Genomic DNA, 8,635 nt, shown 5'->3' on the forward strand with positions numbered 1-8,635 from the left:
GAGGAGTGTGTGACATGCATAAAATAAGCACTAAAGCAAAAATGTATCTCGGCCTCGTGGCAATCGTTGTGTTTGCAGTGTTGACGGTGGCAGCAAAAACGCTCGGCCAAACACTGCTCTGGCAGATTTTCATGGGTTGCGCGTTCATTGCGATCGTGATTACCTTTGATATCTGGCGTGCAGGCAGAGAAGCCTGATATCAATCGAAGTTCTCACCTTTTTCTAATTTTAGTGTTGACTTCATGAGAGAACATCGTTAAGATGTTCCCATACGTTAATCGGATATGGCTTCGCGGAGAAGAGTAGCCTAGGCGCTGTTGCAAAGAGAACCCGGTAGGTGGAAAAGGGCAAACGGCAAGCAGGTGAAGATGAGCTCCTAACAGCTATGCGCAAGTTTACGCTTGTGTGTCGGTCGCAACCGTTACTTTGCCAGGCATCAGTTGGTGCTGTTGAGGTGGATCAGTGATCCACGAATTTAGGGTGGTAACGCGATCGATTCGCCCCTTGAACAAGCTTAGGCTTGCTCGAGGGGCGTTTTTTTTCGCCATCATATCCGAACTTACAATATAGAATACAAGGAGATCATCATTATGACTAAACCATATCGCGCAGATCTTGTCGGTTCCTTCCTACGTCCAGCAGCATTAAAGCAGGCTCACAAAGACTTCTTGGCAGGTAAAATTTCCAACGCCCGCGAAGTCGAGATCCAACACGCCGCGGTCAAAGACCTCGTTGCCAAAGAGGCAGCTGCTGGGTTCACCGCCGTCACCGATGGCGAGTTTTCCCGCCAATACTGGCATCTCGATTTTCTCTGGGGACTGACCGGTGTCGATAAGTTGAACAACGCGCAGTACGAACGCAACTTCGTCGGCAACATTAACACCGCAGATAACGTCACGCTGACTGCCCCAATCGCAGAAAATCCGCACCATCCTTTCTACGACGCGTTTGACTATCTCAAGTCGGTGACGCCAGCCGGCCACGAGCCGAAGTTCACGATCCCAAGCCCAGGCTTGTTGTTCCGTGACCATCGCTCTGATAACTGGGCGAAGTTCTATGACTCTTTTGCCGATTACAAACAAGCCGTTGCCAAGACTTACAGTGACACCGTGCAACACTTCTATGACCTCGGGTTGCGCTACCTGCAGATCGACGACACGAACTGGGCATATTTGATCGATAACCTGAAGAAGACAGACGGTGATGCCGAAGCCCAAAAGCCATTCGTCGAATTGGCTGAAACCGCCCATGACATCATCAAGCAGGTCCTCGAAAACAAGCCGGCAGACCTGACCATCACCAGCCACATCTGTCGTGGGAACTTCCAGTCGACCTTCTTGTTTGCAGGCGGCTATGAATATGTTGCCGACTACATCAAAGACCTGCCATACGACGGGCTCTTCCTTGAATACGACAACGAACGCTCTGGTGGCTTCGAACCATTGAAGAAGCTTTGGAACGGCGACAAGAACAAAATCATCGTCTTAGGGCTGATCACCTCTAAGTTTGCTGATCTCGAAGACGAAGCCGCCGTTGAAGCACGGATCAAAGACGCAAGCCAATACGTGCCGTTGGAAAATCTGGCCATCTCGACGCAATGTGGGTTCGCCTCGACTGAAGAAGGCAACAAGATCACCGATACTGATCAGTGGGCGAAGCTGGCCCTTGTCCAAAAGATTTCCAAGGCGACTTGGAAAGACTAACCACGTTTTCGGTGGTATCATGGTAAGCGTAAATGTTTTGGTCCGTCAGTTAAGCGGACTAGACAAATAGGAGGAATCATTCATGGCAAAAGTAGAAAGTTTTGAATTGGATCATACTAAGGTTTTGGCACCATACGTGCGCCTGATCACCGTTGAAGAAGGCGCAAAAGGCGACAAGATCTCCAACTTCGATCTGCGTCTGGTACAGCCAAACACTGATGCCATTCCGACCGCCGGCTTGCACACCATCGAACACCTGCTGGCAAGTCTGTTGCGCGACCGCATGGACGGCGTCATCGACTGCTCGCCATTCGGCTGCCGCACTGGGTTCCATTTGATTACTTGGGGCGAACACTCAACAACTGAAGTTGCCAAGGCGCTCAAGGGTAGTCTTGAAGCCATCGCCAACGACATCACCTGGGATGACGTTCCTGGTACGACCATCAAGACTTGCGGGAACTACAAAGACCACAGCCTCTTTTCCGCTAAGGAATGGTGCAAGCTGATCTTAAGCCGCGGCATCTCTGACGATCCATTCAAGCGTAACGTGATCTAAACCATCTATTAGGCGCAAGCTACTTCAGTTTCCTGCGAAGTGGCTTGCGCCTTTTTGTGTGGTGTTGGTGAACAATCACGGTTAGGTTTGTCCGGCCATGCGATTTGATTTTGGACGCACGAAAGCCATGGTTCCGCTTGGGTATCGTGGCATATTTTTATGGGCAACTCAAATAAGCAATTCGGGTCGCATTTTTTGACTTAGGCAAATTTGGAGGTGACGCACACTTAAAGAAGCATCCGGTGTGGATTGGCCGTAGCTTTGTATCCGGCCGTTCAAGTCATCGATGTACTGGAATTGGAGATTCAGCTTCCCAGGATCGAGAAACTGCGGTTGGTCTCACTGGTCTGCTGGGAAAACAAGGAACATTTGGAGGACCGGTCAATAGATGCCCCTACCCAACGCCTGCTTAAATTATTGCCTGAGATGTAATCGATTGCAAAGAATTAGCATGTACCAATTGTTATGGTGAAAATTCATCATTGTTAATGCGATTCACCGCTTATCCACAAGGGTCAGTGAAGACGCCGTCGACCAAGTAAGGTATGATTAACGCGGGGGTGAAGTGAATTGTTCATTAATGTGACCGAAAAATCCCGGGTGTTGTTTCGCGCATTACCCGAAGTGGCGGACAAACAGCAAGCACACGCCGCTGCAGCGGCTGCACCACTATGGTCTTGGCACGCCAACACGATGACGTGGCGGCGCAAAAAGATCATTGTCCTCGTACAAGATGCAACGGGGATGACGGTGGTGTTAGGCGATATCAATGCCACTCGGAAGAAAGCCTTGGCAACGTTGATCCGTGATGAGATCCAGCAGACGTTTGCGGCGGTTGGCGTCGATGCAACCCCATACCTTGAGCAAGCAGGGACACTGCAAGTGAATTCGACATACAGTCGGCCCGTCATGGGCGTGGTAAACAATCGCATCACGTTGTTTACCTACGTTTTAGAAAAACGATCCGTTGACTGGTCTCAGGCAATCGGCTTCGAATTAAGCAAATGGGGAAGCGAGACCCCTTATACCAGTGCCAAAAAGGCGCTCCCGACTTGGCCGATCGAAGCACTGAAACAAGCTGCGGCCAAGGACTTTCACGCATGAGGCGCTGGCGGCGGATCGTTGCTGGCATCGTGATTGTCGTCATCGCCATCGTCGGCATTGGGGTCGGCGTGCTGCACCACCAAACCTATGCGCCGAGTGCGAGCGCGACGCATTTTGCAACTGAGGCCACGAAGACCAATTATGGCATCTATTTTAAGCCGAAGCGGATCCAGGGGCCGACGGTGATTTTTTACCCAGGGGCGTTGGTGGCGCCTGCCAGCTATAGCGTTTGGGCGAAGCAGATCGCAGACGCGGGCTATCCGGTCGCTATCGTCAACTTTCCACTGGATCTGGCGGTGTTGAACGGTAACGCCGCGGCAACAGTGCCGGTCGGGCACAACGGTTATGTGATCGGCGGCCATTCGCTGGGTGGGGTGATGGCGTGCCGGTACGCGGCCGCGCATGCCAAGCAACGACGCGGTGTGTTTTTGTTGGCGAGTTATCCTGATCAAAAAGGCAGCTTGCGGCACAGCGACTTGCCAGTGTTATCGTTGACAGGGTCTCGCGACGGCGTGTTGGACTGGCACGCGTGGCAAACAGCCAAACGCTTCTTGCCGGCCAAGACGCAGTACGTGCAACTAACCGGTGGCAATCACGCCGGGTTTGGTAGTTATGGTGCCCAGCGCGGCGATCGTTCAGCCACCGTCAGCAACACGCAACAACAGCGGTGGGTCGCCAGCCAGCTGAGTGAATGGCTGAAAACGCGTGTGCGCCAATAGCGCTGGATTTTTTTGAATTGCACGTGCACAAGCGAACGCGAAAGCGATACAATGGTGTTAGCGTTAACATTATTGGAAGAAGGCTTTATCATGGCACGTCAATATGCAGGAGATCCACTAGATATCATTCACACGGTCGGTTTGGAAACTGTGCGACCGGTGGTGCGCGTGGCATTAACGTTCGGGGCACCGCTAGACATGGCACGGTTTAAAAAGGCACTTTCCGCAGTGGTCGAGGTGGTACCGGAGCTGGCTTGTCGTTATGAATTGGCTGACAACAGTTATGTGCCGGTTTCTGGCGATATTTTGGTGACCGGCGTTGCAGAGCCAGACGTGGATGCGGTCGCTTGGGATCTGACAAAATCTCCACAGTTGCGGATTTATTGGCAGTCTGCGACGTCTTTGGTCGTGTATGTCAGCCACGTCTTCAGCGACGGTGCCGGCGCCAAGGCGCTGTTGGCATTGATCGCACAGGCTTATCGCACGCAGACTTTGGCAGGCGAAACCAATTCGACGAACAGCGATTGGCTGATGCCGCTGGTTACCAAGCATGAAGTCGTGAAGTCCGGTAGCGATCATCCTGCCCAAGAGCTGTTGTTGCCACAGTTGGCAGATCACGATGGTCAGACTTATCGCGTCGGCCGTTTGAGTTTCTCCAAGGCGGCGACGACTCAGCTGGTCAAAGCGACACATCTTGCCGGCGTGACGGTCAACGACGTTGTGATGAGTGCGTTTGGGCGCGCGGTGCAACGCTTCGCAGCCACGGAGACGATCGCGTTGCCGTGCCCGACAGATATGCGCAAGTTTGCGCCAGACAACAAGCGGCGGATTGCTAACTTTACGTCGCGGTATAACTTCTCGGTAGCAGCGCCGGCAAGCTTGCCGTTTGCGGCGCTGGTGCGGGACGTTCACGATGCAATGGCGGCCAACAAGGCCAAACACCAGTGCTTTGACTCGGTTCAAGGCCTGCTGACACAGATAGGAAAGAAACCAATCAGTGAGTTGCAGCAGATCGTGGCTGCCAACTACCATATGCGTGCGATCGCGTACACGAACTTTGGGGTGCTGTCGGCTAAGCAGGTCGACTTTGGCATTCCGCTGACAGACGTCGTGATGACCGGTGGCTTCCGGCGGGCACCATCGTTTCAAACGGCGATGGCGACTTATGATGGCCGCTTGACCATGGCGTTCAACATGATCGGTTCAGATGCCGAATACCGCTTTGGCATGGCGTTGTTAGCCATTCAACACGACTTGGTGCAAAACTTTACGCTAGGTACGATGAGCGCCGCGCAAGCTTAAGGCTTCTGGGTGTGAATAAAGAGTCGCAAAAAAGCAAGTCGCAGTTGCGACTTGCTTTTTTGATATATTATTGGCGGCGTTTGCCAACCTGTTTCACATATTCTGCAAAAATGAGTAGGACGGCGAAAATCACGGCCACGATGGTGAGAATCCTGATCACCCAAACGCCCAGCACGTTGAGGCTGAAAGCATAGGCGATGAAGCCGAAGCTCACCAGCGCCAGATACGCGCTGAGGAGTAGCAACAACCGGCCCCAAAGTGATGCGTGGACGAAGGGGTTCATCCGCGGTGAATGGGCGATCATCTGCAGGCCCCAGCTGATGATGTTCAAGGCGAGGACCATCAAGACGGTCGGTAAGAAGATCGAGCCGACATAAGTATTCGACGCCGTCACATGACCGCTGAACATCCCCACCTGCATCGGTAAAACATGACCCAGTGAGTGCCGGGCGAGCGCGACGATCAAGAGCTGGACCCCCAACAAAAGCAGTCGCAGTGGCATCAACAAGCGTGTAAATCGCATTCAAAAGCCTCCAATGGCATCAAAGTTTCGATATGTTAAGTCTAGACTTGATGTTACCGGCAATCAAGCACGGATGGTATACTAATGGGACATTAGCTTCACGAAAGGTGGGTCAAGTTTGCCAACAGTTTATTTTCTTTGTACCGGCAATTCTTGTCGGAGCCAGATGGCAGAAGGGTTTGCCCGCCAACTGCTACCGCAATGGCAAGTCGCTAGCGCCGGCATCGAAGCCCACGGCCTCAATCCGCGTGCCGTCGCCACAATGGCCGAGGTGGGTATCGATATCTCATATTATCACTCTAAGCGGATCGATCGGGATTATCTGAACCACGCAGATCTGGTCGTCACCTTGTGTGCCGATGCAGAAGCCCGTTGCCCGGTGACGCCGCCAAACGTCAAGCGGGAACACTGGCCGCTGCCAGATCCAGCCGCCGCAGTGGGCAACGACGCCGAGATCATGGCGGTGTTTCGCCAGGTGCGCGATGAAATCGGCCGGCGTGTCGAAGCACTCAGCCACGAGCAGGTTTAAAAAAAGATGCCCTCTCCGTCGAATTGACAGAGGAGGCATCTTTTTTAGCGCTGAGAGATTCGCCAGGTGTTGGGGATGTGTACCGTGACGTGAGTGGCGACGCGCTTGTTTTGCAGGCCGGAGCCGGCGAACATGATTGCTGCAAACGGGTTGTCGAAACGTAAGACCGTTTTGCTGGTCACCAAGCGTGCCTTGGCCGCATTCGTGTTGAGTGCGGTGGTGGTGGTCAAACCAGGCTTGACGGTGACCGTTTTACCAGAAGCAAGACGCGCGACATAGGCCTGTTCGTGCTTGTTGGTGCCAATGGCAATGGCCGCCACCTGGTTGCCTACCAACGCGGTGGTTTGGCTGGTTGTGTGCTCGTGCATCCCGACATGCCACACATCGTTGGCGGCAATGGCAAGCACGGATGCCACGATTACCGCGCCGGTAACGATGGTGCCGATCGTGCGGGCGCGGTCGTGCTGGTCCAAGACGCGGTGGTAGAAAAAGCCCAAGGCGGCGAGGACGAATAAGAACATGATCATGAGCGCGCACCTCCATCGATTTCATCACGTTTGAGGCGCAGGCTCAAGAGAAAGCCCAGCACACACAAGAATAAGGAAACAATGAACGCCGCGCGGTAGCCGGCGACGGTTGCCTGTCGCATTTGCCGGGCAAATGCCAGCGGTGCGGCGGTTTTCAAGCCAGCCTGAGGGGCCTGACTGCTGGTTACGGCAGACAAAACGGAAATCATGATCGCCGTCCCGATAGAAGCGGCGATCTGGCGGATCGTGTTGTTGACCGCGGTGCCGTGGGTGATCAGGTTGTATGGCAAGGCGTTCATCCCAGCAGTGGTGACTGGCATGGTAACCATGGTGATCCCAAACATCCGCACGGTATATAAGATCGTGACAAACAAGATCGGTGAATCCGCCGTCAAGGTAATCAGCGGGAACGTCCCACAAAGTAGCAGAAACAAGCCGGTCGTGGCCAGCCGTTTGGCCCCGATGCGATCAAAGATCCGCCCGGTGATGGGGCTCATGATCCCCATCATGATTGCCCCTGGGAAAAGGATCAGGCCAGAATGGAAGGCAGATTCACCGCGGATCGTCTGGATGTACATCGGCAAGACCATTTCCACGCCGACCATCGACATGAACGCCACAGCGGTCAAAATCGTCGACAAGGTGAAGGTGGGATTAGTGAAGACTCGCAACTCCAACAACGGGGTGGTCATATGTAGCTACCGGTGGCAGAACAAAACGACGACGATCACACCAACGAGCAAGAACCCGAGCACGACCGGATCGCCCCAGCCCCGGGTGCCGACTTCGGAGAAACCATAAAGTAGCGAGCCAAAGCCGATGGTCGACTCGACTACCGAAGCCGTGTCGATTTTGGGATTGGAAGTCTCCAGCAATTTGTGCATCGAAAAGCTCGCCAAAATGATGACAATCGCCACGATCGGCAACAGCATCGTGAACAAGGTGCGCCAGGAATGATGGAGCAAGACCCAGCCGGAAAGCGTCGGGCCGATCGCAGGCGCCAGCCCGATCACGATGCCGGCAAGCCCCATGGCGCTACCGCGACGCTTGGGTGGGAAGATGGCGTACATGACGTTTTGAAACGTTGGCGCCGACATGCCCACCCCGACGGCTTGGATCAAGCGCCCGGCGAGTAGCGCCGGGAAGCTCCACGCGAAGCGTGACAGCAAGGTGCCGGCAAAGAAAATCGACATGGCAGTGATATACAGGTGCTTGACGTTGAATTTGCTGAGTAGCCAAGCAGAGACTGGGATCATGATGCCCATGACCAGCATGAAGCCGGTCGTTAACCACTGCACAGAGCTGGCGGTGATGTGAAAATCCGCCATCAAGGTGGGAAAAGCGGTGGTGAGGATCGTTTGCGTGATGAAGGTGGTGAAGGTACCGACAAGCAGCGTCGCCACGACCAGATTGCGGTTATACGGGCGGCCGTTGACGTCTAATGGGGTGTCCAAGCGGGAGTCGCTTCCTTTCTTATTACAAATCAACTTATAATTTTAGCACTGTTCGCTTTTTTCCGCAGACAAATTCGGCGCAAACAAAAACGGGTCTACACTTTCTGGTGTTGGAGAAATCCAACGCCGAGAGTGTAGGCCCTTTTTAAAATGACAAATTAAAAGGACACCTACAAAGCTACCCATGCTATGCTCTAAGCGTCGAAACCAAAAGCTAG

The 8,635-nt window shown here is 53.6% G+C and carries 9 protein-coding genes and 1 pseudogene; 7 read left to right on the top strand and 3 right to left on the bottom strand.

Going from position 1 to position 8,635, the window contains the following annotated elements; genetic code table 11:
• Nucleotides 1–14 precede the first annotated feature (14 nt).
• From ACYVRB_RS09210 to ACYVRB_RS09235, 6 genes are all read left to right on the top strand, one after another.
• Nucleotides 15–197 (top strand): hypothetical protein, encoded by a 183-nt coding sequence (locus tag ACYVRB_RS09210; RefSeq protein ID WP_461214971.1) that lies wholly within the window; start codon nt 15–17, stop codon nt 195–197.
• A gap of 393 nt (nt 198–590) precedes the next feature.
• On the top strand, nt 591–1,703 hold the full coding sequence (locus ACYVRB_RS09215) for a 5-methyltetrahydropteroyltriglutamate--homocysteine S-methyltransferase (RefSeq protein WP_461214972.1): 1,113 nt from the start codon (nt 591–593) through the stop codon (nt 1,701–1,703).
• An 82-nt stretch (nt 1,704–1,785) separates the two neighbouring features.
• Nucleotides 1,786–2,259, top strand: coding sequence for an S-ribosylhomocysteine lyase (locus ACYVRB_RS09220; RefSeq protein ID WP_461214974.1), 474 nt, complete (start codon nt 1,786–1,788; stop codon nt 2,257–2,259).
• Nucleotides 2,260–2,829: 570 nt separating this feature from the next.
• Nucleotides 2,830–3,363 carry a DUF6933 domain-containing protein gene (locus ACYVRB_RS09225; RefSeq protein WP_461214976.1) on the top strand — a complete coding sequence of 178 codons (534 nt, stop codon included), beginning with the start codon at nt 2,830–2,832 and terminating at the stop codon, nt 3,361–3,363.
• Nucleotides 3,360–4,082 (top strand): alpha/beta hydrolase, encoded by a 723-nt coding sequence (locus tag ACYVRB_RS09230; protein ID WP_461214977.1) that lies wholly within the window; start codon nt 3,360–3,362, stop codon nt 4,080–4,082. The genes ACYVRB_RS09225 and ACYVRB_RS09230 overlap by 4 nt, the downstream gene beginning before the upstream one ends.
• A 90-nt stretch (nt 4,083–4,172) precedes the next feature.
• Nucleotides 4,173–5,384 (top strand): phthiocerol/phthiodiolone dimycocerosyl transferase family protein, encoded by a 1,212-nt coding sequence (locus ACYVRB_RS09235; RefSeq protein ID WP_461214979.1) that lies wholly within the window; start codon nt 4,173–4,175, stop codon nt 5,382–5,384.
• A 67-nt stretch (nt 5,385–5,451) separates the two neighbouring features.
• Here ACYVRB_RS09235 and ACYVRB_RS09240 read toward each other — a convergent pair whose 3' ends face one another.
• Entirely contained in the window at nt 5,452–5,907 is a 456-nt protein-coding gene (locus ACYVRB_RS09240) for a hypothetical protein (protein WP_461214980.1), read from the bottom strand.
• A gap of 118 nt (nt 5,908–6,025) precedes the next feature.
• On the opposite strand from ACYVRB_RS09240, the gene arsC reads away from it, so the two are divergent.
• Nucleotides 6,026–6,436 (top strand): arsenate reductase (thioredoxin), encoded by a 411-nt coding sequence (arsC, locus tag ACYVRB_RS09245; RefSeq protein WP_461214981.1) that lies wholly within the window; start codon nt 6,026–6,028, stop codon nt 6,434–6,436.
• A gap of 44 nt (nt 6,437–6,480) precedes the next feature.
• Here the strand turns inward: arsC and ACYVRB_RS09250 are convergent, their stop codons facing one another.
• Both ACYVRB_RS09250 and ACYVRB_RS09255 read right to left on the bottom strand, forming a co-directional pair.
• On the bottom strand, nt 6,481–6,963 hold the full coding sequence (locus ACYVRB_RS09250; RefSeq protein ID WP_461214983.1) for a DUF4811 domain-containing protein: 483 nt from the start codon (nt 6,961–6,963) through the stop codon (nt 6,481–6,483).
• Nucleotides 6,960–8,417: pseudogene (locus ACYVRB_RS09255) on the bottom strand (MDR family MFS transporter). The gene ACYVRB_RS09250 and the pseudogene ACYVRB_RS09255 overlap by 4 nt, the downstream one beginning before the upstream one ends.
• Nucleotides 8,418–8,635: the final 218 nt, after the last annotated feature.

It is taken from the genome of Lacticaseibacillus boliensis (assembly GCF_054784775.1).

What these genes read in the sequence shown, in the direction of transcription:
- ACYVRB_RS09210 (WP_461214971.1), top strand. Translation starts at nt 15, where the DNA reads ATGCATAAAATAAGCACTAAAGCAAAAATGTATCTCGGCCTCGTGGCA.
- ACYVRB_RS09250 (WP_461214983.1), bottom strand. Translation starts at nt 6,963, where the DNA reads ATGATCATGTTCTTATTCGTCCTCGCCGCCTTGGGCTTTTTCTACCAC.
- ACYVRB_RS09215 (WP_461214972.1), top strand. Translation starts at nt 591, where the DNA reads ATGACTAAACCATATCGCGCAGATCTTGTCGGTTCCTTCCTACGTCCA.
- ACYVRB_RS09230 (WP_461214977.1), top strand. Translation starts at nt 3,360, where the DNA reads ATGAGGCGCTGGCGGCGGATCGTTGCTGGCATCGTGATTGTCGTCATC.
- ACYVRB_RS09240 (WP_461214980.1), bottom strand. Translation starts at nt 5,907, where the DNA reads ATGCGATTTACACGCTTGTTGATGCCACTGCGACTGCTTTTGTTGGGG.
- ACYVRB_RS09235 (WP_461214979.1), top strand. Translation starts at nt 4,173, where the DNA reads ATGGCACGTCAATATGCAGGAGATCCACTAGATATCATTCACACGGTC.
- ACYVRB_RS09220 (WP_461214974.1), top strand. Translation starts at nt 1,786, where the DNA reads ATGGCAAAAGTAGAAAGTTTTGAATTGGATCATACTAAGGTTTTGGCA.